Annotated in this window: 24 protein-coding genes; 7 read left to right on the forward strand and 17 right to left on the reverse strand. The window is 57.0% G+C overall.

The window, feature by feature from the left end; genetic code table 11:
• Window positions 1–88 precede the first annotated feature (88 nt).
• Window positions 89–1357 carry an RsmB/NOP family class I SAM-dependent RNA methyltransferase gene (locus ABJL60_RS16060; RefSeq protein WP_348374598.1) on the reverse strand — a complete coding sequence of 423 codons (1269 nt, stop codon included), beginning with the start codon at window positions 1355–1357 and terminating at the stop codon, window positions 89–91.
• Between the two features lie 88 nt (window positions 1358–1445).
• Between ABJL60_RS16060 and ABJL60_RS16065 the strand changes: the two genes are divergently transcribed.
• Entirely contained in the window at window positions 1446–1631 is a 186-nt protein-coding gene (locus ABJL60_RS16065) for a DUF1674 domain-containing protein (RefSeq protein WP_108829764.1), read from the forward strand.
• A 19-nt stretch (window positions 1632–1650) separates the two neighbouring features.
• Here the strand turns inward: ABJL60_RS16065 and ABJL60_RS16070 are convergent, their stop codons facing one another.
• Genes ABJL60_RS16070 through ABJL60_RS16090 form a run of 5 tightly spaced genes read right to left on the reverse strand, consistent with a single transcriptional unit; the run spans window position 1651 to window position 6291 of the window.
• Complete coding sequence (locus tag ABJL60_RS16070; protein WP_348285745.1) at window positions 1651–2385, reverse strand: SDR family NAD(P)-dependent oxidoreductase; 735 nt, start codon at window positions 2383–2385, stop codon at window positions 1651–1653.
• A complete protein-coding gene (locus tag ABJL60_RS16075; RefSeq protein ID WP_348285746.1) occupies window positions 2382–2960 on the reverse strand; it encodes a DUF3833 family protein in 579 nt (192 codons plus the stop codon). Before ABJL60_RS16075 ends, ABJL60_RS16070 begins: the two co-directional genes overlap by 4 nt.
• Before the next feature lie 3 nt (window positions 2961–2963).
• Entirely contained in the window at window positions 2964–4220 is a 1257-nt protein-coding gene (locus ABJL60_RS16080) for an MFS transporter (RefSeq protein WP_348374599.1), read from the reverse strand.
• The gene (locus ABJL60_RS16085) at window positions 4217–4981 is read right to left on the reverse strand and encodes a DUF1365 domain-containing protein (RefSeq protein WP_348374600.1); all 765 of its coding nucleotides are present in this window, start codon (window positions 4979–4981) and stop codon (window positions 4217–4219) included. The genes ABJL60_RS16080 and ABJL60_RS16085 overlap by 4 nt, the downstream gene beginning before the upstream one ends.
• Complete coding sequence (locus ABJL60_RS16090) at window positions 4978–6291, reverse strand: FAD-dependent oxidoreductase (protein ID WP_348374601.1); 1314 nt, start codon at window positions 6289–6291, stop codon at window positions 4978–4980. Before ABJL60_RS16090 ends, ABJL60_RS16085 begins: the two co-directional genes overlap by 4 nt.
• A gap of 199 nt (window positions 6292–6490) precedes the next feature.
• Here ABJL60_RS16090 and ABJL60_RS16095 point away from each other — a divergent pair, with 199 nt between their 5' ends.
• The 4 genes from ABJL60_RS16095 to ABJL60_RS16110 all read left to right on the forward strand — a co-directional run bounded on the left by ABJL60_RS16095 (window position 6491) and on the right by ABJL60_RS16110 (window position 9601).
• Window positions 6491–7078, forward strand: coding sequence for a sigma-70 family RNA polymerase sigma factor (locus ABJL60_RS16095; RefSeq protein WP_348291186.1), 588 nt, complete (start codon window positions 6491–6493; stop codon window positions 7076–7078).
• 12 nt (window positions 7079–7090) lie between these two features.
• The gene (locus ABJL60_RS16100; RefSeq protein ID WP_348374602.1) at window positions 7091–7738 is read left to right on the forward strand and encodes a ChrR family anti-sigma-E factor; all 648 of its coding nucleotides are present in this window, start codon (window positions 7091–7093) and stop codon (window positions 7736–7738) included.
• Between the two features lie 73 nt (window positions 7739–7811).
• Window positions 7812–8861: a trifunctional transcriptional activator/DNA repair protein Ada/methylated-DNA--[protein]-cysteine S-methyltransferase gene (locus ABJL60_RS16105; RefSeq protein ID WP_348374603.1), complete on the forward strand. Its 1050-nt coding sequence runs from the start codon at window positions 7812–7814 to the stop codon at window positions 8859–8861.
• On the forward strand, window positions 8858–9601 hold the full coding sequence (locus ABJL60_RS16110) for an isocitrate lyase/phosphoenolpyruvate mutase family protein (protein WP_348374604.1): 744 nt from the start codon (window positions 8858–8860) through the stop codon (window positions 9599–9601). The genes ABJL60_RS16105 and ABJL60_RS16110 overlap by 4 nt, the downstream gene beginning before the upstream one ends.
• A 4-nt stretch (window positions 9602–9605) precedes the next feature.
• Here ABJL60_RS16110 and ABJL60_RS16115 read toward each other — a convergent pair whose 3' ends face one another.
• From ABJL60_RS16115 to ABJL60_RS16165, 11 genes are all read right to left on the reverse strand, one after another.
• On the reverse strand, window positions 9606–10151 hold the full coding sequence (locus tag ABJL60_RS16115; protein WP_348374605.1) for a DUF4274 domain-containing protein: 546 nt from the start codon (window positions 10149–10151) through the stop codon (window positions 9606–9608).
• 19 nt (window positions 10152–10170) lie between these two features.
• Window positions 10171–11397, reverse strand: a complete 1227-nt coding sequence (rmuC, locus tag ABJL60_RS16120; RefSeq protein ID WP_348374606.1) for a DNA recombination protein RmuC — start codon at window positions 11395–11397, stop codon at window positions 10171–10173.
• Window positions 11394–13226 (reverse strand): DNA mismatch repair endonuclease MutL, encoded by a 1833-nt coding sequence (gene mutL / locus ABJL60_RS16125; protein ID WP_348374607.1) that lies wholly within the window; start codon window positions 13224–13226, stop codon window positions 11394–11396. The genes rmuC and mutL overlap by 4 nt, the downstream gene beginning before the upstream one ends.
• A 134-nt stretch (window positions 13227–13360) precedes the next feature.
• Window positions 13361–14710 (reverse strand): aminotransferase class III-fold pyridoxal phosphate-dependent enzyme, encoded by a 1350-nt coding sequence (locus tag ABJL60_RS16130; protein ID WP_348374608.1) that lies wholly within the window; start codon window positions 14708–14710, stop codon window positions 13361–13363.
• Window positions 14711–14777: 67 nt separating this feature from the next.
• Window positions 14778–15689, reverse strand: a complete 912-nt coding sequence (locus tag ABJL60_RS16135) for a metal ABC transporter permease (RefSeq protein WP_348290867.1) — start codon at window positions 15687–15689, stop codon at window positions 14778–14780.
• Window positions 15686–16891 (reverse strand): metal ABC transporter permease, encoded by a 1206-nt coding sequence (locus ABJL60_RS16140; protein WP_348374609.1) that lies wholly within the window; start codon window positions 16889–16891, stop codon window positions 15686–15688. The genes ABJL60_RS16135 and ABJL60_RS16140 overlap by 4 nt, the downstream gene beginning before the upstream one ends.
• 2 nt (window positions 16892–16893) lie before the next feature.
• Window positions 16894–17700 (reverse strand): metal ABC transporter ATP-binding protein, encoded by an 807-nt coding sequence (locus ABJL60_RS16145; protein ID WP_348290872.1) that lies wholly within the window; start codon window positions 17698–17700, stop codon window positions 16894–16896.
• Window position 17701: 1 nt separating this feature from the next.
• Entirely contained in the window at window positions 17702–18664 is a 963-nt protein-coding gene (locus ABJL60_RS16150) for a zinc ABC transporter substrate-binding protein (protein ID WP_348374610.1), read from the reverse strand.
• A gap of 100 nt (window positions 18665–18764) precedes the next feature.
• Complete coding sequence (locus tag ABJL60_RS16155; protein ID WP_348374611.1) at window positions 18765–19712, reverse strand: HAMP domain-containing sensor histidine kinase; 948 nt, start codon at window positions 19710–19712, stop codon at window positions 18765–18767.
• Complete coding sequence (locus tag ABJL60_RS16160) at window positions 19700–20395, reverse strand: response regulator transcription factor (protein WP_348374612.1); 696 nt, start codon at window positions 20393–20395, stop codon at window positions 19700–19702. The genes ABJL60_RS16155 and ABJL60_RS16160 overlap by 13 nt, the downstream gene beginning before the upstream one ends.
• The gene (locus ABJL60_RS16165) at window positions 20392–21897 is read right to left on the reverse strand and encodes a DUF4173 domain-containing protein (protein ID WP_348374613.1); all 1506 of its coding nucleotides are present in this window, start codon (window positions 21895–21897) and stop codon (window positions 20392–20394) included. Before ABJL60_RS16165 ends, ABJL60_RS16160 begins: the two co-directional genes overlap by 4 nt.
• 220 nt (window positions 21898–22117) lie before the next feature.
• Between ABJL60_RS16165 and deoC the strand changes: the two genes are divergently transcribed.
• Together deoC and ABJL60_RS16175 are read left to right on the forward strand one after the other, a co-directional pair.
• On the forward strand, window positions 22118–23125 hold the full coding sequence (deoC, locus tag ABJL60_RS16170; RefSeq protein ID WP_348374614.1) for a deoxyribose-phosphate aldolase: 1008 nt from the start codon (window positions 22118–22120) through the stop codon (window positions 23123–23125).
• A 78-nt stretch (window positions 23126–23203) separates the two neighbouring features.
• Window positions 23204–25543: an aldehyde dehydrogenase family protein gene (locus ABJL60_RS16175; RefSeq protein WP_348374615.1), complete on the forward strand. Its 2340-nt coding sequence runs from the start codon at window positions 23204–23206 to the stop codon at window positions 25541–25543.
• Window positions 25544–25591: the final 48 nt, after the last annotated feature.

Here is a 25591-nt window from a genome sequence, read left to right on the forward strand (position 1 = left end):
CTGATGGCGTTTGGCTGCACTTTAGCTGGCGATCAAATTTAAGTCACTGATTTTTGTGTGCTTGATTTTTACATCGGCAGGGATTGGATCACGCCTTGCGAAGCGCCGCGATGTAGAACCCGTCCATGCCACCGTGATCTGCCCAGAAATCGGGACGTAACCGCAACCCGCCTTCTTGGGTGATCCAGCTTGGATCGACACCATCCACCTTCAATGCGTCACGATCAATGGACAGGTCGGCATGACGTTCAAGCGCCTCTTCGATTTGCACTTCGCCTTCGTCCGGCAGCAAGGAACAGGTGCAAAAGACCAGTCGCCCGCCCGGCTTCAGAAGTGTTACGGCATGGTCCAAAAGCTGTGCTTGCAGATCAATCAAAGCCCCGAATTCCGATCCGTCCTTGGCATGTGGCAAGTCCGGATGACGACGGATTGTGCCTGTGGCCGAACACGGCGCATCCAGCAAAATCGCATCATAATACCCGTCCAGCGTCAAAGCATCCTGCACAACGACGTTGGCTTTCAGGCCGGTGCGGTTCAGGTTTTCCTGCACCCGCGCCATGCGGCCTTTGGAAATATCTACACATGTCACCTCTGCACCCATGGCGGCCATCTGCATGGTTTTGCCACCCGGGGCCGCACATAGATCCAGCGCCCGCATCCCCGACTGCGGCGCAAGCACCTGCGCGGGGATTGCGGCGGCTGCGTCTTGCACCCACCATGTTCCCGCGTCGTAGCCTTCCATTGCAGAAACCTGGCGCGCATCTGTAACGCGCACGGAGCCCGTGGGTAAAACTGAGCCGCCCAATTTTTCAGCCCATGCCTGTGCGTCGCCATTCACAGTCACATCCAAGGGCGCCCCTGCAAAATGGGCTTGTTCGATGTGCCCCATTATCTCTGCCCCCCAAGCGTCTGCAAGTGGACCACGCAGCCATTTGGGCAAGCGCGGGGCGCGCAGTTTGCCCCACTCCTCTGGCCCTTTGGCCGCGACCTTGCGTAGCACCGCATTGGTCAGACCTTTCATCTTGCCGTAGCGCTTGTGTTTGGACACCAGTTCAACCATCGCATTGACAACGCCGTGTGCGGCTTCGCCCTGACACAGTTCAACCGCACCGACGCGCAGGGCATTGTGCACCATCAAGGGTGGCGTGCGTTGCAGGTGTTTTTGTAAAACACGGTCCGCACGTTCCAGCCCGCGCAGCGTTTGGGTTGCAAGGCGTTGCGCCCGGGCGCGATCGCTTGGGTCCAGCTTGTCCAATGTACCTGCGCCAAGCACCTCGGACATCAATCGTCCTTCGCCCAAGACCTGGTCCAACACGTAAACTGCCGCCCGCCGCGCTTGCACACCTGTGTCAGACATTTCTCAACCCTTATATGTCATGTGTCACGGGTTGCCCCCGCCAAGACCCGGCGTATATCAAGGGGACAGCCGCAAAGGAACCCACCCCATGAGCGAAGACAGCAAAACCCAAAAGGCACTGCCAGACGCCGCCAAACGCGCCCTTGCAGAGGCCGAAGCCCGCCGCAAAGCCGACGCAGGTCTTGATTTGCCCACTGAACTGGGTGGGCGTGACGGGCCGGAACCGGTACGATTTGGAGATTGGGAACGCAAAGGCATCGCTGTCGATTTCTGATTGCGATGCTTTGCGATTTTCAGGAAAAGATGCGGTAATATAGCCAGTCCGGCAAGAAGTTCGCGCCCCGAAACACCAGCGAAAAGAGCCTTGGAAAGCTTTTCTTGAACGCAGTGTCGTTCATGTGTTCAAACATCTCGCGCGCCGCCATGTCGGTTTCCATGATGAAGGGCATGTTGAAATCGTTCTTGTCGGTCAGTTGCGTTTTGATAAAGCCCGGATTGCAGACCTGAACGCGCACACCCGTTTTGCGCAAATCGGCGTACATACATTCCGCCAAAGACATCGTCGCCGCTTTTGACGCGGTGTAGCCAATGCTGCCGGGCAAACCGCGGAACCCCGTCAGGCTTGAGGTGATGACGATGTGCCCTGCATTTTTGGCAACCATCTGTGGCACAACCTGCCCCAGGACACGCACAAAGCCTGTAAAGTTAATGTCTGCCATTGCAGTGGCTTGGTCGGCGTTCCAGTCTTTTGCACCAAACGGCCAGTACACGCCGGCCAAAAGAACAACGCCGTCCACGTCGCCCACAGCCTCAGCGGCCGATTTGACACTGTCATTGTCTGAAATGTCCATGACCTGAACAGACGCTTTGCCCGGCAAATCTGCAACAATCGCTGCCAGTTTGTCTTCAGAACGCGCAGATAGCACGACCTCTGCGCCGGACCTACTGAGAAGGCGCGCCAAAGCTTCGCCCAGCCCGTCGCTTGCACCCACCAACCAATATCGTTTGCCTTGCCACTCGGATGTCATGCCGCCTCCTTGATGGTTTGTTCCGCGGGACGCATCGTGGCCACCAGCTCTGCCACCTTGATCCCGAACTTACGGAACTGTGACCGGTTCACGATGGTTCCATTCGGCGCCAGATACATCCAATCTACGGTGTCCAAAACATGGCCCCCCGCGCTGTCTGGCAATTGGAAGCGGTATTTCAACTGAACCGAAGCTCCCAGCTGCACCCCCATGCCTTCGCCCACCACATCAGACGCCGTGGCTTTGATGCGCCCGTCGTTGCCCAACGACAGGTTCCACTGACGGTCTTGCGTCGATCCGTCGTGATAGCGGAAATGTTCACGCATCACCCCTGAATTTCCGGTCCATTCGCAATCAAATTCGCCGACAAACCGGCTGGTGACGCGGCCAAGCGGGCCGTAGATGACCCCTTCGCACACGATCGGGCCATTCAGGTGTCGGCGCACATCAAATTGCGTATCATCTTGCGCATAATCATCGGGGCTTTGCGCCACAAAACTTGCATAGCGCTGACGCACCCAGTTCAAAAGCAGCACAATAGCCACCCCTGCAATCACGTAGAAAATACCGTCCATCTGTCAGGTCTCCTCAAGGTTGGTGGCTGCCAAAAGCAGCACTGCGACAGCCTTAAGCGCACAGGGCACAGCCGCATAAAGAAGGGAAAGCAAACCAAGGGCTTGCGTTGAATTGTCCGTCGTACCGCTTTGAAACCCCACCGCGTCAAGCGCTGGCAAAAGGGTGACAGCGGCGAAGGCCAAGGTGAATTTTGATACAAACGCCCAAAGCCCGAAGCCTTCGGCGGCAGAGGGCGAAATCTTGGCCATTCGTTTGGAAAAGATCGCAGGCAAAAGCGTCAAATCTGCCCCAAGGGCTGCCCCCGACACAACGCAAATCACTGCAAAATAAGGCCAATCACCCGCGCCCAGAAACATCGCACATCCCAGCGACACGATCGACACGACCATCGAAAACAGCAACGCCTGCTTTGCCCCGATCCGTTCCGCCAGAAAACTCCAGATCGGGGATGCCAGTGCGGCCGACAGGAAAAACAACAGCAACAAAGGCCCTTCCAGCCCCGGCGCATTCAACCGGCTTTCCACAAAGAACAAAAATAGCGTGGAACTGACAGCGACAGGTGCGGCATTCACCATTGCGATCAGCAACAACCGCCGTGCCACAGTGTCTTGCAACACCACACGAAATCCCGATGATCGCGCGGCGGTGCCGGAATCCCATTCGTGCTGCATCATCACCACAGACAACACCGCCCAAACCGCAAATCCCACTGCAAATCCCGCGAAGGGGGCGCCAATCACGCCACCCAACACAACAGGGGCAATCGCGGCGGCACACACCCCCAGCAAAGCACCGGTTTCGCGCCACCGCGCCAAACGTAAGTGTCCGTTGCCCCCCAGTTGGCCGGCTTTAATGACGCCTTGCGCATAGAAATTTATGGTCAGAAAGGAGAACCCCGAAAACACCAGCGTCAGCATCAAACCGAACCAGATCAGCGGCGCAATCGGCGGCGTGACCGCGAACAGTCCAACCATCGCACCACCCATCACCGCGCAGCCAATCCCAACGGCCAGGTCGCGCCGGTCACGCAGTTTTTCTGACAACCGCCCGAACAGCGGGTCTTGCACAACATCCAGCAAGCGCAGGCCGAACAGAACGGCCCCCAAAGCGGCCAAAGACACGCCATATTCATCGACATAGAACTTCGGCGCATGGATATAAATCGGCAATCCCGCCGCCGCCAAAAGCGCCGCAAACACAGCGTAAGACGGCAAGCGCAGCGGGCTGCGTTCCGTGACATGATCAGAGGTTGAGGTCATCCCCGCGACACCTCTTGTTTCGGTGGTTCCGGAGACCGCCTGAAGGTTGCTTTTTTCACCCAAAGCTTGATGGCTTGCCAATGGATCAGCGCCAGAACACGGCGCGACCCAAAGGGACGACGCAGCACAGCACGCAAAATGCTGGCGTTGGACATGGGGCGGCGTTTGCCTGTCAGCGTGGCAATCAAACCGCCGCCCGCACGCGAATAGTCGATCCAAATGCCGATGCGATCATCTGTGATATCGAAGCGGAATTCATACCCGCCTTCAACAGGCTGAAAGGGCGACACATGCAGGGTTTTAACAGCCCCCAGCCGGTCTTCAGGGGCAATCGGACGCATATCAGGGTGATGCACCAAATAAGAATGACGCACGCCAAAGGTGTTGGTCACTTCCGCGATCACCGCAATCAGCGCGTCGTCTTGCCCACGACGACACAGCCAGAAGCTTACCGGATTGAACACGTGCCCAAGGAAACGGGGCTGGGTCAAAAGCTCGATACGGGCGACACCACTGATCTGGTGCGCTTCCAGCACATCACGCACCCACAACGCCCCACGCCCCTGTTTGGGTGAGCCGCCATGATCGCTGTCATGAAGACCTGCAACGCCACGCGCGTTGCGCTTGAACAAGGATGGCGTATCCACCGCCGCCTCTGCATCCAGCAACACATAGTCAATGGAATAGCGAAACGCGTTGTCCACGCCCCCTTTGCGGCCATGAAACGTCTGGCCGGAAATATGATCGATGCCGCGGATCACTCGGCCGCCAAAGCCAACGTATCGCGGGCTTGTATGGCACGGACCACGTTCACCGCGCTGTCCAAGCCGTCTTCGTGAAATCCATGCCGCATCCAAGCCCCACAAAACCATGTGTTGTTGTCACCGTTCATGGTACGCACAGCGTCTTGCGCTGCCAATGCCGCTGCATCGTAAACCGGATGGCGCAAGGTCACTTGGTCATAGATCAAATCGGGATCGATGTGCCGTTTGGTGTTGAGCGTCACAAAAAAGTTCTGATCCAGCTTGATGGGTTGTAGCGAATTCATCCAGTATGTCAGATCAATGGTATCGTCCTGCACAGTCGCGTCTTCGGTGTAGACCCAAGACGACCAAGTGGCCCGGCGGTGTGGCATGATGCTTTCGTCGGAATGCAAAACGATGTCGTTTGGCTGGTATTTGATTGCACCCAGCGCCGCACGTTCGCCTGCACCTGCGTCATCACCTAGTATTGCCAATGTATCGTCGGAATGGGTGGCAAACACCACATCGTCGAACTCAGCCCAGTCGACGCCCTGCGCTTTGATGCGCACACCGGCTTCGGTGCGCTGCACAGATTGAATGGGGGCAGACAGTTGAATGTCGACACCGCGACCCAACATAGCGGCTTCAAGGCGGCGCACATATTCGATGGAGCCACCTTCAACAGTGTACCACTGATGTTGCCCCGTGGCGCCCAGCAATGCGTGGTTTTCAAAGAACTGGATCATCGCGTGCGCAGGAAAGTCCATAATCTTCTGGGTCGGTGTCGACCAGATGGCGCCAGACAGCGGCAGCAGGTAATAGTCGCGAAAGTAATCGCCTGTGCCCAAGACTTTCAGAAAGTCTCCGACGCTTAGGCTACGGTCTTGTGCGACGCGCAAAGCATTTTTGTTAAACTTGAAAATGTCGCGGATCATCCCCAGAAACTTTGGATTCAGCGCATTTTTGCGTTGCGCAAACAGACCGTTCAGACTGGCCAATGCGTATTCGAACCGACCGCCTCCGATAGACGCCCCAAAGCTCATGTTGCTTTTCACAACCGGCACACCAAGTTCATCAAAAAGCTGCGCCATGTGCGGATAGTTGGCATAGTTGAAAACGATGAAGCCGGTATCGACGGGTTGGTCCATATTCGGCCCCGCCATGCGAGTGCGGGCATGTCCACCTATGCGATCTTCGGCCTCGAACAGCGTCACGTCTGCCGTTTCGCTTAGCATATAAGCCGCGCCCATGCCGGAAATACCAGCGCCTACAACAGCAACTTTGCGGCGGTGCGGCTTAGGGGCGATCGGGGCATTTTCAAAGGGCATTCAGTTGGTCTTTCTTCCGCGCTGGGGCAATGTGTCTATTCAGATTTACATAGATGTACGCATCAGCGCCACGAATGGATGCAAAAAAACGCAAAGATCTATATGTGATCCAATTGACTGTGGGCCTCGTATCCTTGTCATGTTAGCGGGTTTACAAACTTCATTGATGGCGGAACCTACACCGTCATCCTATCGACCAATGGCCCGTGGGGCTGTGACAGGCGAAGTGCGTGTGAACAACGAAGACAAAACAAAAAAGCGTTTGTTGTGGGTCTCACACTTGACCCGCATCCGCGACAATCAGGACAAGGCGGCTTTTGCCGAGCTTTACGCCCATTTTGCGCCCCGCGTGAAAGGGTTCCTGATCAAGTCGGGGGCAGACGCATCGTTGGCTGAAGAATGCGCCCAAGAGGTCATGGCGACCTGTTGGCACAAAGCGCATATGTTCGACCCAAGCCGGGCGTCCGTGGCAACATGGATTTTCACCATTGCCCGGAACCGCAAGATCGACGTGCTGCGCAAACAGCGCCGACCAGAGCCTGAGGAATTGACATGGGGTCCCGAAGAGGAACCTGATCAGGCCGACGTTTTGGCGTTGCAGCAAGAAAGCGAATTACTGGGTCGCGCCTTGGCCGACCTGCCCGCAGCACAGCGGGACTTAATACAAAAGGCGTATTTCGGGGATTTATCCCACAGTGAAATCGCCGCTGAAACCGGTCTGCCCCTTGGCACGATCAAATCGCGAATTAGGTTGGCGCTGGAACGCTTGCGCCACGTACTGAAATGAATGGTTAAAACGATGAGTGACATCAAACACCACCTGACCGACGACATCCTGATGGCTTATTCCGCAGGCACCCTTCCAGAGGCCTTCAACCTGATGGTCGCCACGCATCTGTCTTTGTGTGATACCTGCCATGCGCATCTGGCAAGCTTCGACGCCGTCGGCGGCGAAGTCCTGGACACGCCAGATGCCGACATCGCCATGGATACGGCATCATTCGCCGCCACCATGGCGCTGATCGCCGGTGGTCCCACAGACGAAATCAAAGTCACACGCCCCAAAGGCACGTTGCCAGCACCGCTACAGGATTACGTCGGCGGTGATTTGGATCAGATCCGTTGGAAACCGGTTGGCCTTGGCGTCAAGCAGGCTATTCTGCCGACCTCCAAAGACGCCTCTGCGCGGCTTTTGTTCATTCCCGCGGGGGCTGCGATGCCGGACCACGGGCATAAGGGCACCGAAATGACCATGGTCCTGCAGGGGGCTTTTCAGGACTATGATGATTACTTTGCACGCGGTGATGTCGAAACGGCAGACAGCGATCACTTCCACACGCCTGTGGCCGACATTCACGAAGACTGTATCTGTCTGGCCGTGACAGATGCGCCGCTGGAATTCAAAGGTTTGCTGCCGAAAATCGCCCAAAGGTTCCTGCGCATCTAACGTGTTTGAGAAAATGTGAATAAACGCCCGATTTGGGGCGGCGAAGCCTGGGCCCTTGGTCTAGGCTTCTTTCATGCTGTTTACACTTCCCTCAGACGCCATTCTGTATGACGCATTGATTGCCCGTGATCCCGCCTATGACGGGCGGGCATTTGTCGGCGTGCGATCAACTGGCGTATTTTGCCGCCTGACGTGCCCTGCCCGCAAACCCAAAGCCGAAAACTGCAGTTTCCACGACAGCCCGACCGCCTGCATCGACGCGGGCTTTCGTCCCTGTAAGCGGTGCCATCCCATGCACGCTTTGGTGCCAGACGATCCGGCAGTGCAAGATTTGCTGACACGATTGGACACTGCCCCCACGCGGCGTTGGTCCGAGGCTGATGTGAAGGCACTTGGGCATGATCCTTCCACCATTCGGCGCGCCTTTAAGCGGCATTTTGGCACGACTTTTCTTGATCTTGCCCGCGCACGTCGACTGCAGGCAGGCTTCACCACATTGGCGGACGGTGGCCGCGTCATCGACGCCCAATTGGAAGCGGGCTTTGACAGCCCGTCTGCTTTTCGCAAAGCCTTCGCCGCGATGATCGGCCTGCCCCCCGGCGGGTTTCAAAAATCGGCGCTGCTGAAAGCCGATTGGTTTCAAACAGTACTCGGCCCCATGATTGGCGTCGCGGACAACACGCATTTGCATCTGTTGGAATTTGCCGATCGCAAGGCACTACCGGCCGAGCTTAAGCGTCTTGTGACATCCACAAAATCCGGTGTCGCGATCGGCAGCACCCCGCCCTTGGAACAGGTCAAACAAGAGTTGCAATCTTACTTTGACGGGCAAAACGCTACATTCACAACACCCTTGGCGCTTCACGGCACCCCCTTCACCAAAGACGTCTGGCAGGCGCTGCAAACCATTCCGGCGGGGCACACCCGAAGCTATGCCGCTTTGGCTGAAACCATACAGCGCCCCACCGCGACGCGGGCTGTGGCACGGGCCAACGGCGCAAATCAGATCGCAATTTTAATCCCCTGCCACCGTGTGATTGGCACTGACGGGGCGCTGACCGGATATGGTGGCGGCGTGTGGCGGAAACGAAAACTCATCGACCTTGAAAGGCAATATCTATGACTGATTTCAAAGCCATGCACGTTCCGGGACGGCCCTTGGTTCTTTGCAATATTTGGGACGCAGGCAGCGCAGTGGCCGTGGCCAAGGCTAACCCGCTGGCCATCGCAACAGGCAGTTGGGCCGTGGCCAAGGCCCAAGGATATGAAGACGGGCAAAACATGCCGTTTGCGCGATTCCTTGATACTGTCATTCAAATCAGTGACGCCATCAGCTTGCCGCTGACTGTCGATTTTGAAGCCGGTTTCGCGCAAACAGACAAAGGGCTGTTTGAAAACCTGCAAAGATTGGTTGCGGCCGGCGCGATTGGCATCAATTTCGAAGACCGCATCATCGGTGACAAAACGCTTCAAACACGCGAGGCTCAAGCGTCCAAAATCAAAGGATTGCGCGGCGTGGAACAAAACCTGTTTATCAACGCGCGCTGCGATTTGATGTTTGATGGCAGTAATCTTGAAACTCAGATGGCGCGCTTGCCAGACCTGATCGACCGCGCACAGGCCTATGCCGATGCAGGGGCTGACGGGTTCTTTGTGCCAGGCGTCACGGACCCTGCCCTGATTGAAAAGATTTGTGCCGCCAGCCCCCTGCCTGTCAATGTCATGCGCGGCGACGACACCCATTCAATCGCAACGCTTGCAGCACTTGGTGTGGCCCGCATCAGCCATGGTCCCGCCCCCTATATTCAAGCAATGCAGGCGTTGACGGAACAGGCCAAAGCGATGGGCCCCGATCTTGGGTGACGCGTTAAGAGTAGCCTTTTTCTTTCATCCAATAATCCATGGAAATGACGATTTTCCCGTCTTCGGATTCGTATTTGGAATTGGGTGCGCGGCGGCCTTCATAGGCCAAAATCTCTTTGTAGGGGGTGCCCGCGCATTCGCTGCTTTCACCATTCTTGGCGGCAAGGTCTAGCAGGGCTTCGGGCACACCATCGTCGTAGTGGCCGCTAAATTCGCCTGTCTTGTAGCGGTGCCAGTTGCGCAACACGACACGGCACACATGGGACGGATCGGGCTGGGCGCCTTTTTCGCTTAGGGCTTCCCACAACCAATGTCCGCACCCTTCGACCAAAAAGACACGCGCCGCAGTTCCGCGATCACACGCGTCCTGATCCAGTATCCACGCCAGCACCTTGTCGCCGTAATCGTAATTCCACCTCATGACGACTTGGTGCCATGTGTCCGGTGTTTGCCCCTTGAGCCATTCAATAATTTGGTCGGTTTCGCCAGCTGGCACAATCAAAACATCGGGATCAGCCCAGTATTTTCCCATCATTTCCATCTGGTCCATGCCCGTCTCCTTACCCGTGTTACGCGTCGCCTTGCGTCAATGAAACCACATTTGCAGGCGCGGTTTCAAGCTCTTCGAAATCAAAGTTATCAAGTTTGGCGGCCCGTTTACCCGCCCGTTCCGCCGCCGTGGAAATCCCGTCCAGATCAGCACGCGCCTGACCGAAATGTGTGTTCAGCTTGTTCACACGTTCCACCACAATTTCTACGTCACGGTGCAGGTGTTTCAAAGTTGTGCGAATGGCGCCTGCCTGTTCTTTCATGCGGGCATCTTTCAAGATCGCACGCATCGTGTTCAGCGTGGCCATGCATGTCGTGGGCGACACGATCCAGACCCGCGCGTCAAATCCGGCCCGCACCAGATCAGGGAAATTCGCGTGCAGCTCTGCATAAACGGCTTCCGAAGGCAAAAACATCAATGCCCCATCCGCTGTTTCGCCATCGATGATGTATTTCTCGGAAATGTCCGAAATGTGTTTTCTGACATCGGTTTTGAACCGCACGACCGCTTGTTTAAGATCAAAGTCAGTCTTTGCTTTGCGCATGGCCTCGTAAGCATCGAGAGGGAATTTGCTGTCGATCACGATGGGCCCCGGCGGGTTCGGCAGCTTGATCAAGCAATCCGCCCGCTTTCCGTTGCTGAGCGTCGTTTGCAACGAATAGCTGTCGCTGGGCAGCGCCTTGCCGACAATATCGTTCAGTTGAATTTCCCCAAAAGCACCACGTGTTTGTTTGTTGCTTAGGATGTCTTGCAGGCTCAGAACATCCCCGGACAATTTGGTGATGTTGTCTTGTGCCTTGTCGATCGCGGCCAACCGTTCTTGCAACTGCGTCAGGCTGGTGGTCGTTTGCTTTGACGACCCATGCAGGGTTTCGTTCATCCGTTCTTGCATCTCGGCCAAGGAATTTGCCGATTTCAGTGCATTTTCCGCCAGACGGTCCGTCATCTGCTGCTGAACCGTAGCCAAGCGCGCTTCCATGGTTTGGATCACTTGCGTCTGCGCGTTGGCTTGGGTGTCAGACACCGTTTGCAAGCCCCCTTGCAACTGGGCTTGCCCCATAGACAACTGCTGCACATGTTGCCCCAGATAGCCCAACTGCTGTGCCAAAGGCTCTGCCGCCCGGGCAGAGCGTCTTGCCGCGGCCACCGCCATAACAAGCAAAACCACAATAAGGACTGGAATGGCCAACACAGCCCAGATCACACCGTCAGAAAGGCTGATAGCGTATCCCGCAATTTCAATCATGTGCGCCCGAATAGCCGTTCGATGTCTGCCAATTTCAGCTCCACATAGGTGGGGCGTCCGTGGTTGCATTGACCGGAATGCGGGGTGGCTTCCATTTCACGTAACAACGCATTCATTTCCTCGGCCCGCATCCAGCGGCCAGACCGGATCGACCCATGGCAGGCCACCCGGCTTAGGATCGCTTCGACCTTAGCCTGCACCATGTTTGAGCTGCCTTGATCCGCCAATTCATCGAGAATATCCAAAATCATCGCCCGCGCGTTGACCTCGCCCAATATTGCAGGCGTTTCGCGTACGGCAATCGCGCCGCCACCGAAGGGTTCAATCCCCAATCCAAAGCGCGCCAAATCATCAGCAACGTCCAGCAATCGGGCGCAGTCGCCTTCGGACAGCTCAACGATTTCAGGGATCAAAAGCCCTTGGGTTGCAACACCGTTTTCCGCCATCTGGTGTTTCAGTTTTTCATAAACCAACCGCTCATGCGCCGCATGTTGATCGACGATAACCATGCCATGTGCGGTTTGGGCGATAATATAGTTTTCGTGGACTTGCCCACGTGCCGTGCCCAACGGCAGGTCTTGGGGCGCCTCATCTGGCACAGGTTCAGGGGCCATAACCTGACCGCTGTAATCTTGTCGCATCTCTGCAAAACCGGGCGCTTGCGTCTCGCGGGGAGTGACACGCGACCCAACGTGGGGACGGTCCATCTGATACACGCGCCCGGCCGTGGTCTCTGGTGTCATGGCCCCCAAAGTGGCACCCGCAACAGTGGTCGACGCGCGATGCCCAGCATCTGCCAGCGCATGCCGCAGCGCGGACACGATCAATCCACGCGCCAGTCCCGGATCACGAAAGCGGACCTCGGATTTGGCCGGGTGCACATTCACATCCACAAGCGTCGGATCGCAATCCAGAAACAGGGCCGCCGCCGGGTGACGATCACGGCTTAGAAAATCGAAATAGGCCCCGCGCAACGCTCCCACCAGCAACTTGTCACGCACCGGGCGACCGTTGACGAACAGGTACTGCGCCACGGCTGAACCACGCGAATAGGTCGGCAACGCAGCGTATCCTGTCAGATGCAGCCCCTCACGCTCTGCGTCTATTTTCAGGCTGTTGTCTGCAAATTCGCGGCCCAAAACCGTGGCCAGTCGTCCATGCAGCGCGTCGAACATATCCCCTGTTTCCGCTTCGGCGCGAAAGGTCGTGCGGGGGGCGTCGCCGCTGACATCGCGAAGCTCAAAGCGCACAAATGGCTCGGCCATCGCAAGGCGTTTGATCACATCCCCGATGGCTTGGGATTCGGCGCGGTCGGTGCGCAGGAACTTCAACCGCGCAGGCGTGGCATAAAACAAATCCCGCAAGGTGATCACGGTTCCGCCATTTAAGGCAGCAGGTCGCACGTCGCCGACATGTCCACCTTCGACATTGATCTCGTAGGCGGCGGCCCCGGGCACACGCGAGGTGATATTCAAACGCCCGACAGCGCCCAAAGATGGCAAGGCTTCGCCCCGAAAGCCAAAAGTGTGGATGTTCAACAGGTCAGAGCCATCGATCTTTGAGGTCGCATGGCGTGACAATGCCAAGGGCAAATCATCACCAGCAATGCCGCAGCCGTCGTCCGTGACGCGGATCAAGGTTTTGCCACCGTCCGCCACGTCGATGGTGATGCGCATTGCACCGGCATCTATCGCGTTTTCCACCAATTCCTTAACAGCCGACGCAGGGCGTTCGACCACTTCGCCTGCAGCGATGCGATTAATCGCAGCATCGTCAAGCTGGCGGATAACGGGGCGGTTTTCGCTGATGTTGGGGTCAATTGCGGCCATGCCCCGATATGTAGCATGCAAAGACGCGATTCGACCAGCAAGGTAAGGCGGGGTTTAGCCCGCCTTTCTGGTGTTTTGGTTAACGCGCTGAAAAGGCTGCAAAGACGTCGTAAGGTGTGGCTTGCCGCACCTGATTACGCCGCCGCAAAGCCCGCATCCAACCCTGTCAGAACACGGTTCACTTCATCTTCGGTAATGATCAAAGGCGGCGACATCAGGATGTTGTTGCCGCCCAAACGCACCATAACGCCCGCATCATACGCCGCTGCATGAATGCGCTTCATCGTGGCCATGTCCATGGGGGTTTTGGCACCGCGGTCCGACACCAGTTCAAGCCCTGTCATCAACCCATGCCCGCCGCGGACGTCCCCGATGATATCGTATTTCTCCATCAATTTGACACACCCGTCATACAGTTGTGTGCCCCGCAAACCGGCATTTGTCTTTGTGTCCAAACGCAAGGTTTCAGACAGACAGGCCGTCACAGCCGCTGCCCCAACCGGATGCGCGGAATAGGTGTAGCCGTGGAAAATCGCCCCGTCTTCGCCAGATGTTTCAAACACCTCTGCCACAGCCTCCGACATCAAGGCCGCGCCAACCGGGAAGTACCCCGAAGTGATCCCTTTTGCGCAACACATCATATCAGGCTGCACGCCAAAGTGGGTGCTGCCGGACCAATCGCCAGACCGTCCAAAGCCTGTAATTACTTCGTCCGCAATCATCAAAATCCCGTGGCGGTCGCAAATTTCGCGCATCAGCTTCATGAAATGCTGCCCCGGAACAATCACACCACCCGCGCCCTGAATAGGCTCCATGATGAATGCGGCGATGCTGCCTGCGCCCTGAAACGCAATTTCATCTTCCATGGCAGCTGCAATGTTTTGGGCCAACACATCGGGATCCGTTTCATTGTACGGATTGCGATAGGTGTACGGGCTGGGCATGTGAAAACATCCCGGCATCAACGGTTCATAGTTGATGCGGAACCGGTTGTTTCCATTCACCGAAGCGCCGCCAAAATGGGTCCCGTGATACCCCTTTTTCAAGGACAGGAATTTGGTCCGGTTCGGTTCGCCTTTGATCCGGTGATATTGGCGCGACAACCGCAGACACGTTTCAACCGAATCCGACCCACCAGAGGTAAAAAACACGCGGCCCATGCCGTCTGCTTCAAAGAATTCGCGCACAGCATAAGAGGCTTCGATCGCAGTTGGGTTGGATGTGCCTGCAAATGCTGAATAATACGGCAAATCATAAAGCTGTTTTGCAATGGCGTCTTTCACAACATCGTTTGAATACCCAAGATTGACGCACCACAGCCCGCCCACCGCATCCACAGTTTCATGTCCGTCGATGTCTTTGATGACAGATCCGTCTGCGCCCGCAATGATCGTCGGAGCGTTGGCTTTCGCTTCACCGGGGTGCCCCATCGGATGCCACAAATGTTGCGCGTTGTTGGCGCGAAGGAAATTGTCGTCTTTCATTGCAGGCTCTCCTATCTGGGTTCAGCAAACAGGGCCAGAAAAGCGGTCTATTGGCAAGACATGATCATCACGTGCGTTTGCGATGCGGCCCCAAAATTGCGGCCAGCGCCAAAAGCACACCGGACATTGTCGCAATCATTCCTGCGGCACTGACCGACGCATCAAACCCCAGCCAAAGCGGCCCATACCCTGCCAGAATATATCCCGAAACCGCGGCCAAAAGCGCAAACAACATCGACCACGCCACCTGGGTTTCCAACCGGTTTGTCATCATACGTGCCGCGGCGGGGGGGCATATGAACATCGCAATCACGATAATCGATCCTACCGCATCAAATGCAGCCACCGCAGCGATGGCGGACACCACCACCAAAGCCAACCCCAAAGGCCGTGTGCGCATACCAATGGTCTGGGCGAACCCTTCATCAAAGGTCGAGATTTTCAGCGGCCGCCAGAATACGCCGATAAACAGCCCCACCAGAACAAGCGTGCCTGCCATACGCGGCAGCTCAACCGGCAGCCCGGAAAGTGCGTCCAGATCCAGCAGCGACGACCATCCCAAAGCATCCAGCCAGATCAGACTTTCCAAGTTGCCAAACAGGGCATGCTCCACGTCCAGATGCACGCTGCTGGTGTCGGACTGTTCCAAAAGCAACACCCCGCCTGCGAACATGGTGGTGAACACAACCCCCATGGCGGCCCCTGGTTCGATCTTGCCCAACCGTTGGATCGCTTCGATCGCGGCAACCGAGATGATCGCCGCTGCCGCGGCACCCAACAACATGGGAAGGGCCGCAACCATACCGCTCAGCAAGAAGGCGACGACGATCCCGGGCAACACCACATGGCTGATCGCGTCACCGATCAAAGCCTGCCTGCGCAACAACAAGAAATTGCCCGGTAGCGCACAGGCCATGGCCACAAAAATACCGATCAGCATCGGGGTCAGAGACAGGGGGACAAACTCTGCGCCGCTCATGCCCCGACCCCTTGCGGGCGCGCCAGTTGCGCATCCACGTCGCGCAATTGATCCGTGGTCAAAAGCGTTTCCAAATCTGTCAGCCCATCATACAAAACCGCCGCGGCCTCATAGCTGTGATCCCCGCGCACAATCGTCCACCGCGCTTCGTCCAGCATGGCCTTGGCCGCCCGCGCCTGACCTGCGTCCGTGGGCACGCCATCTGCCAAAACCAGACCGGCCCGTTTCAACAAACGCATCGTCAGCCCTTCGTAAATGGGTTGGTTTTGGGCCAGCGCAAGCAATCCTTGCCGCAAATGCACCCGTTTCTGGAACGTCCGGTGGCGTAGAAACGAAGACAAAACACCGCGACCAGGCGCAAACAGAAGCGACAAGGCAAACAACGCAAAGCTGGCCAGAACTATGATAGGGCCCGTCGGCACATTCGGCAGCGCGGCAGAGGTTGCGGCACCAACATACCCGGACGCTCCGCCTGCAAGCCCCGCAATCATCACCACATGATCGGTGCGTTCCGTCCAGAACCGTGCTGTGACAGGCGGAATAATCAGCAAAGCCACAATCAGGATCAGACCCACAATTTTCAAACCCACAACAGTCACCGCCAAAACGATGCCCATCATAGCCAAATCAATCCGGGTCACATTGCGGCCCGATGCGCTGGCGTACTCAGGATCAAACGCCGCCAACGTCAAAGGCCTGCGCAGCAACAAGACCAACAACAACGTCAGCGCTGCCGATCCCGCCAGAACAATCGCGTCGGTGCGCAACATTCCCGCCGTTGATCCCAAAAGGAAGCCTTCCAAACCAGCTTGCCGTCCCGCGCTCATGGATTGGATTACGGTCAAAATAACGATGCCAAATCCGAAAAACACCGACAATACAGCCCCAATGGCCGCGTCTTCGGCCAGTCGCGTGCGTGTGGACAACCAACTGACACACAACAAACCGATGCCCGCAGACACCGCACCGCCCAATAGCAACCCGACCAAGGACCGCCCGTCACCGCCAAGCGCCACCATGATAATAAACGCAAGCCCTACACCGGGCAGCGTCGCGTGTGACACGGCATCACTGACAAGGGCGCGTTTGCGCAAGAACAAGAACGTGCCGCCGCCGCCAGCCGCCATACCCAACAGCATGGCGCCCAGCGTCACAAGCGTGGCGTTATAGCCAAGCCCCAATAACAATGCGTCCGAAATCATGACTACCCTAAAGTGCCAGACAAAGCGTCCATTTGTGCACCGCCCAAACGCCCACCATACGTCGTTTGCAGGTTTTCTTGTGTAAACGTTGTCTCGACCGCCCCATGCGCAATCGCTTTGGTGTTGATCAGGAACACGTCGTCAAAGTAATCGGTTACTGTTGACAGGTCATGGTGCACAACGACAACGGTTTTACCCGCGTCGCGCAGGCTTTTCAGCACATCAATGATGGCTTTTTCCGTCGCAGCATCGACCCCTGCGAAAGGTTCATCCAACAAGTACAAGTCTGCATCTTGCACAAGGGCACGCGCCAGAAAGACCCTTTGTTGTTGCCCGCCCGACAATTGCCCGATCTGGCGCTTTGCGAAATCAGCCATGCCCACGCGGGTCAAACACGCCATCGCCTGATCGCGGTGCTTTTGACGCACACGTCCCAAAAGTCCCAACTGGGCGTAAAGCCCCATCATGACCACATCGATCACGCGCGTGGGGAAATCCCAATCAACGCTGGCACGCTGCGGGACATACGCGATGCTGTCACGCATATCGGCAACCGTTTTGCCCATAACACTGACGGTGCCGGCAAGGGGCTGCAAAATACCCAAAGCAGCCTTTAGCAACGTCGACTTGCCCGCACCGTTTGGTCCGATAATCGCCGTCATAGCACCGGCGCGTACAGTCATATCAACCGAAAAAACCGCAGGTTTCTGACCATAGGATACCGTCAGCCCCCGCACAGCCAAAGGGCTGTCGTTGCGGGCGGTGCGGTCGGCTTGTTGACCGTTCAAAGTGGCAAGTTCCACGCTCATATCAGCTTTCCAGTCCCAGTTTTCCCGACATCCCACCGGGATCGACCGTGGCCCCCAAAGCGCCCGCGATCGTCGTCACGTTATGGTCGATCATGCCAATGTATGTGCCTTCATAAGACCCGTCAGGCCCCATGGCATCGCTGTAAAGTTCGCCACCGATTTTGACGGTATGGCCTTGCGCAGCCGCCCCTTCGATCAACGCGCGAATATTGCGATCCGACACAGACGTTTCGACAAAAGCGGCAGGCAGTTTGCGCGTCACCAACATATCAACCAACGCACTGATGCGGTTCAAACCAGCTTCGGATTCCGTGGAAATCCCCTGAATTCCGATCACTTCAAACCCGTAGACCCGCCCGAAATAGCCAAAGGCGTCGTGGGCGCTCAGCAAAACACGTTTTTCTGCAGGCACCAAAGCCAGAGTTTCGGTGCCATAAGCTGCTAGAATCTCTAGCTCTTCCATGTAGCCGTTTGCGTTGGCACTAAATGTTCCCGCCAGATCAGGGCGGGCTTCCCCCAAAGCTTCGCCAACAGCTTGAACAACGCCAATCCACATGGACGGGTCCATCCACACGTGGGGGTCAAAACGGTTTTCGTAATCGTCGTGGCCCAGCAATTGATCTTTTGGCAAACCTTCTGCGACCGGCACCACCATGCGCTTGCGACCCAGATCACCAAAGAAATCTTCCATTTGCGCTTCAAGGTATAACCCGTGCCACAACACCAAGTCGGCCCGCGCCATGGCCGCAATATCGCTGCGTGTCTGACGATACGCATGTGGGTCAACGCCGGGGCCCATCAGGGCTTTCACAGTCACTGCATCCCCCCCGATCCGACGCACAGCATCCGCAATCATTCCTGTCGTCGCAACAACTGACAACGGCCCTGCAGCATAGGCAGACGTGGTTGAGAAGGCAGTGATTGCTGCAGTTGATGCGGCTAGAAACTGGCGACGGGTGTGCATGTGACCTCCAAGGCTACTTGGAATGAATATGCGAGTCATTTGCAAATTGTCAAGTTTTTGCGAACGATTCTCATTCACACTGCGGTGTGCGCCCGAAAGGTCAGTCAAATGTGATTAAAAAAGAGGCACCGTTTTCTGGCGACAAAACTTCAATACGCCCACCATGCGCCCCGATCAAACTGCGCACGATACTCAGCCCCATGCCTGTGCCCCCATCAGGCCGCCGTGTTGTGAAGAACGGATCAAACACGCGGGCGCGGTCGCCTTGCGCAATGCCGCGGCCATTGTCCGCCAAGACCATATGTCCGCCTTCCCACAAGATATCCAGCGTATCTGCTCCATGCGCCGCCGCGTTTTGCGCCAGCTGCACCAGAACCGCACTGAGATCATCCAAAGGCATCGGCACCGGATCAGCCCCTTCTATGCGAATGTCCAAACCCGGTATCACCGGCAACACATCTTGCAAAACGGCCTCTCCGGGGCCGGCCTGCTGGCTCGCTTTGGCATGGTGCCGCAAATCATCCAGCAAAGCCGCCATGCGTTTGCTGGATGTGATCAAAGTCGCCGTCAAAGCCGCGCGGTCTGGTTCAGGCAACGATGCGTCATCCAAAAGCTCGGCAGCCCCTTGGATGCTGGTCAGTGGCGATTTCAATTCATGTGTCACGTGGTCGGCATACGCACGCATGGATTCCGCACGATTGTGGAGGGTTTCGCCCATATCCATGATGCTTTTTCCCAAAGCGTGAAATTCAGGCGTGCCGAAATGTTCGGGGACAGCGCTGTCGCGTCGTCCGGTTTTTAACGCGCCGGCGTGCCGTGTCAGCGCATAAACAGGGCGCAGCACCAAACGCCACAGCAAAAAGCCCAGAATACTTGTCGCCACCACCGCAATAAGCGTCACCAAAAGGGCCACTTCCTTGGCGCTCATGATATTGCCAAAAACACGGTAGTACACGATTGCGACCAAAGGGGTCATCAGCACCCCCGCAAGGCCGCCACCAATCACCAGTGCCAAAGGGGGGCGCCATTTGCGTGTTATTCGCTGCATGGACCCATCCGCACGCCAACGCCATGTACCGTTTCAATTGCATCCGCACATCCGGCTGCGGACAATTTGGCCCTCAGATTGCGCAAGTGGCTGTCAACTGTACGGTCACTGACATGGATGTTCACGCCATACATCGCATCCGTCAAAGCAGGCCGTGCCGACACATGGTCAGGATGGGCCATAAGATGGGCCAGCAGCGCCATTTCCCGCGCCGTCAACGCGACAGGCACACCCGCGACCGCACACAAGTGCCGATCCGCATCCAGCGTCAAGCAACCGCGCTGCACCCCTTTTGGCACTTCGGTCACAGAAGCAACCGCGCCACTGCGTTTCAGTATGGCTTTCACGCGTGCCGACAATTCGCGTGGCGAAAACGGTTTGACAACATAGTCGTCGCCGCCCAGCTCGAACCCCAGAACCCGGTCAATTTCATCGTTTCGCGCCGTTAGAAACAGGATCGGCGTGGTGCGGGTTTGACGCAGGGTGCGGCAGACCTCAAGGCCGTCCATGCGCGGCAGCCCAATATCCAGCACCACAAGATCAAAGCGACCAGATTGCGCTTTGGCCAGCCCTTCGGCCCCGTCGCCGGCCTCTTCTACGGTGTGGCCCGCTTGGGTCAGGCCGATGCGCACCACTTGGCGGATTTCCGGATCATCATCCACGATCAGAATGGAATGGGTCATTGTAACAGGCCTTCAGGTGCATTCGCGGCCAGACTACGGCGCACCCGCCAATTCCGAAAGCCCCATTCCCGAATGTCGCGGGGCTGCGCCACACGCATCGCAGACATGACTATGTCCGGGCATGGGTCCATTCTTTGACGCAACACGTACCGTGCAATAACGGGGGCGGCGGCCTCACTCAAAGTGCACAAATAGAAGTCGTCCAATTTGACATCGTGGATCATGTTGTGGGTCGCAATGACCCGATCAAAGCTTATCAATGATGCGCCGTACAACACGCAAATTCCCAGAACACCAACCCGCACCAACATCCATGCCGCGACCTCGTCCCGCCACACCTGCACCCACACGACGCATAGGCCTGCAGCGACAAGCGCCATCCAGACGGCGGCGGCCAATCGCAAACGGGTCAATCCATAAACGTCGACATATGCGTCCAGACGCACTGCCGATCCCAGAACCAAAGCCAGCGTTTGCAGCGTCCACACCAACAAAAGCACACGCACCAGCGGAATGTCTTTCGCAAAGGGTCGGGCGATCATAGTGAAGATGCCTGCAAGAAGCGCCGTGATCAGCAAAGGGTAGGCGCCGCGGTGCGCATAGGTCGCATAGCTCATGCCTTCGGGCAAAGCGCCCCCGGCCAGAACCACGACATCGGTGACGGTCTGAACCGCAAACATCAGATTAAAGATCAACAAGGACCGCAAAACGGCTTGGCCGTTGATCAATTTCGACGTTGGCAGTGCAATATTTGCAGCCCCATCGCGGCGCAGTTGTTCCTTCAGCCGCCACAGGATCAGGCAAGGCCATGCAATCCCCGCCACAGTCAGCCAAAGCGCCCAGCGCCACACATCAAGATCCGGCAGTCTGTTTGGTACAAGCGCCTCAATCACGTCGGACAAAAGCGGATTGGCCCGTGCAAACAGAACCAAAAACAACAAACCAAAGCCGATAGGCAGCGCCCATCCAATCGCAAAGGCCCGGGCACGGGTCGTGCTCCATTTCGGGGCGCTGACACGTGCGGCGCCACGCGATACATCCCGTGTCGTTTGTCCGAAGCCCACAACCCAAAACCGCAGTGTGGCGGTCTGCACGCGGTGCCATGGCACCCCGGCTGCGATGCTGAGAACAGCTGACACACCAACAACCAGGATCAACACCGACAAGGGTTGAACCAGCTCAATGACTGGCAAAACAGCCAACACAGTGCCCATGCCAATGATCGCCAACCGACGTTTTGACAAAGCGGGCTGGATCAGGGACAGCGCGGCCAGAACCAGAATTACGGCAAAGGCTGCCAGCGACACCCCGGGCGTGACCTTCCAAAACAGCATGTCTCCAAGGGCGATCAGCACCAAAAGCAGCAACAGACGCGACCACCCCCCGAATTTTGCATTGTTTATGATCGCGCCGTCGGTTTTTTGTTCCTTTGGGCCGCTCGACAACCACCAACCGTCTTGTTGCATGGTATGTGGCACACCTCTTATGGCGAATGATTTCATGTCCCTGTCCTATTTTGATCCGTCTTTGAGGGATGACATGACAGGCGGGTTGCGTAAGGTTTGGGGGGCAGTTGTGCAAATTTTGTGCAGGCGGCGCTTTTCGGGTAAATCCGCTGACGTCGCGCTGCGTTTTTATGCAACGCCTTGCACTTGAAGGTGACGCATGCCACCTGAGAGAGATCGTTTCGCCCGCAAACCCTGAAGGGAAAAGGTGCCATCCATGGCTTTGACCACATCAGAACACGCCCAGACGCAAACCCACACCGCGCAATTGCCGCAAGTGACAGAACCGCGCAATCCGGGGATGGCGCTGGATCTGGATTGGGTGGCACGGGTGCAAGCCAACACCTCTGCGATTGAACGGCGCTGTGCGGCATTGCCCGCGCGACGGTCCGTGAAAAAAACACATCAGGCCGCTTGGTTGCTGAAAGCTGTCAGTTGCATCGACCTGACAACCTTGTCGGGCGACGACACTGAAATGCGTGTGGGGCGTTTGTGCGCAAAAGCAAAACACCCTGTGCGGGCCGAAGTTCTGCAAGCCTTGGGAATGGACGGGCTAACGACTGGCGCGGTTTGTGTCTATCACGAGATGATCCCCGCCGCGGTGCAGGCGTTGCAAGGCACGGGCATTCCGGTTGCTGCCGTATCGACAGGCTTTCCAGCAGGGCTTTCCCCGTTTCATCTGCGCCTGCAAGAGATCAAGGAAAGCGTGGCAGCCGGTGCCCATGAAATCGACATTGTCATTTCGCGCAGACATGTGCTGACAGGCAACTGGCACGCGCTTTATGATGAAATGAAGCAAATGCGGGACGCTTGCGGTGATGCGCATGTAAAAGCCATCTTGGCAACGGGTGAGCTTGGCAGCTTGCGCAATGTGGCGCGTGCGTCACTTGTGTGCATGATGGCGGGGGCCGATTTCATCAAGACGTCCACGGGTAAGGAAAATGTCAATGCAACTTTGCCGGTCACGCTGGTGATGCTGCGTGCAATCCGCGACTACTTTGATCGCACAGGATACCGTGTGGGCTATAAACCCGCAGGTGGCATTTCAAAGGCCAAGGACGCGATCACGTATCTTGCCCTGATCAAGGAAGAACTTGGCGACCGCTGGCTTCAACCCGATCTGTTCCGGTTCGGTGCATCGTCTTTGTTGGGCGACATAGAACGGCAACTGGACCACCACCTGACTGGCGCCTATGCTGCCGGATACCGAAACCCCATGGGCTAGGCTGCGGAAAAATTGCATTTTTCCGGTTCGGTTTCTTTCAAAGAAACCGCCAGCCAACCACACGAAAGACCTAAGAAAATGAGCGTCAAAGAGATTTTTGAAACCATGGATTACGGCACTGCCCCTGAAAACGCTTCTGAAGCTTTGGCTTGGATCGTAGATCAGGGCGGACAATTCGGTCATTTCATTGATGGCGCGTTCACAGATCCCGGCGCAGGGTTCGACAGCAAAAACCCGGCCACGGACGACGTGCTTGCAACCCTGACCCAAGCAACCGACGCAGACGTCACACGCGCCGTGGCGGCGGCCCGAAAAGCCCAGCCCAAATGGGCCGCTTTGGGCGGCCATGGCCGCGCACGTGTCCTGTATGCCATCGCCCGCCTTTTGCAAAAACACAGCCGCTTGTTTGCTGTTCTTGAAACGCTGGACAATGGCAAGCCGATCCGCGAAAGCCGCGACATCGACGTGCCTTTGGCCCAGCGCCACTTCTATTACCACGCGGGCATGGCCCAATTGATGGATAGCGAATTGCCGGATCGCGCAGCTTTGGGCGTTTGCGGCCAGATTGTGCCTTGGAACTTTCCGCTTTTGATGCTGGCTTGGAAAATCGCCCCCGCTTTGGCAATGGGCAACACCGTGGTTTTGAAGCCTGCGGAATACACATCACTGACCGCGCTGTTGTTTGCCGATATTTGCATCCAAGCTGGTGTGCCTAAAGGTGTCGTAAACATCGTGACCGGCGACGGCGCCGTCGGCGAAATGATCGTCAACGCAGACGTCGACAAGATCGCATTCACAGGATCAACCGCCGTGGGCCGCCGCATCCGTCAGGCCACTGCAGGCACCGGAAAATCCCTGACATTGGAGTTGGGCGGCAAATCCCCTTACATCGTCTTTGATGACGCCGATCTTGATTCCGCCGTCGAAGGTCTGGTGGACGCGATTTGGTTCAATCAGGGCCAAGTGTGTTGCGCGGGGTCACGCCTTTTGGTGCAAGAGCCCGTGGCTGACGCCTTCTACACCAAACTGCGCACCCGCATGGACAAGCTGCGTATCGGCAACCCTTTGGACAAATCCATCGACGTTGGCGCCATTGTTGATCCGGTGCAGCTGGACGCCATAACCGCGATGGTCGACGCCAACTCTGCCGGTCACATGCATCAGGCCGCCGTTGATATGCCCACCGACGGGTGTTTCTTTCCGCCCACGTTGATCACGGGCCTACATCCCGCAGACACCCTCATGCAGGAGGAAATTTTTGGTCCGGTTCTGGTCGCCACAACCTTCCGCACCCCCGCCGAAGCTGTCGAGGTCGCCAATAACACACGTTACGGTCTTGCGGCCTCTGTTTGGTCGGAAAATATCAATCTGGCATTGGACGTGGCCCCGAAACTGGCCGCGGGCGTGGTGTGGGTGAATGGCACCAATATGTTTGACGCGGCCGCCGGGTTCGGCGGTGTGCGCGACAGCGGATTTGGCCGCGAAGGCGGTTGGGAGGGCTTGGGAGCCTACACAAAAGACGTGTCCCTCCAAAAACCGCTCAAGCCCGTATCCCCGAACACAGGCAAGGGCGGCCCCGAAGGTCTGGACCGCACGGCCAAGCTGTATATTGGCGGCAAACAAACGCGTCCCGACAGCGGATACTCTGCCCCCAGCTGCGCCAAGAATGGCACCCTGACCGGACATGTCCCGCAAGCCAACCGCAAGGACGTGCGCAATGCAGTCGAAGCGGCCATCGCGGCCAAGGGTTGGGCAAAAACCACGGGACATTTACGCGCCCAAATCCTGTATTATCTGGCCGAAAACCTATCTGCGCGGCGCGACGGTTTTGCCGACGCCTTAAATGCCGCACAAGGTGGCAAAGGCGGCACCAAGGAAGTCGATGCAGCGATTTCGTGCCTGTTCACCTATGCCGCTTGGGCAGATAAATTTGACGGGCAAGCGCATGGCGTCCCTATTCGGGGCGTCGCTTTGGCAATGAAAGAACCTGTAGGCATTATAGGAGCACTTTGCCCCGACGCGCCGCCCTTGTTGGGGCTGGTGTCGTGCATGGCGCCGGCGATTGCGATGGGCAACCGCGTGATCTTGGCAGCGTCAGAACCCTATCCCCTGACTGCGACAGACTTTTACCAATTGCTGGACACATCCGATGTGCCTGCGGGTGTCGTGAACATTCTGACAGGTCCACACGGCGATATGGCCGGGGCATTGGCCACCCATATGGGTGTTGATGCCGTGTGGTCATTTTCCGGTTCTGATCTGTCCACAGAAATAGAAACAGGTGCTGCAACCAACCTGAAACGGACGTGGGTCAATCACGGCATGGGTCGCGATTGGTTTGGCTCTGCCGGTGCCGGAAAAGCCTTTTTGGAGGCTGCAACAGAAGTCAAAAATATCTGGATACCCTACGGCGAATAAGCGCTACTTAGGCTCAGGACCCATTAAGATTTATGGGTCCTGAGCCTA

This window comes from Ascidiaceihabitans sp. (assembly GCF_039986515.1).
GTDB lineage: Bacteria > Pseudomonadota > Alphaproteobacteria > Rhodobacterales > Rhodobacteraceae > Ascidiaceihabitans.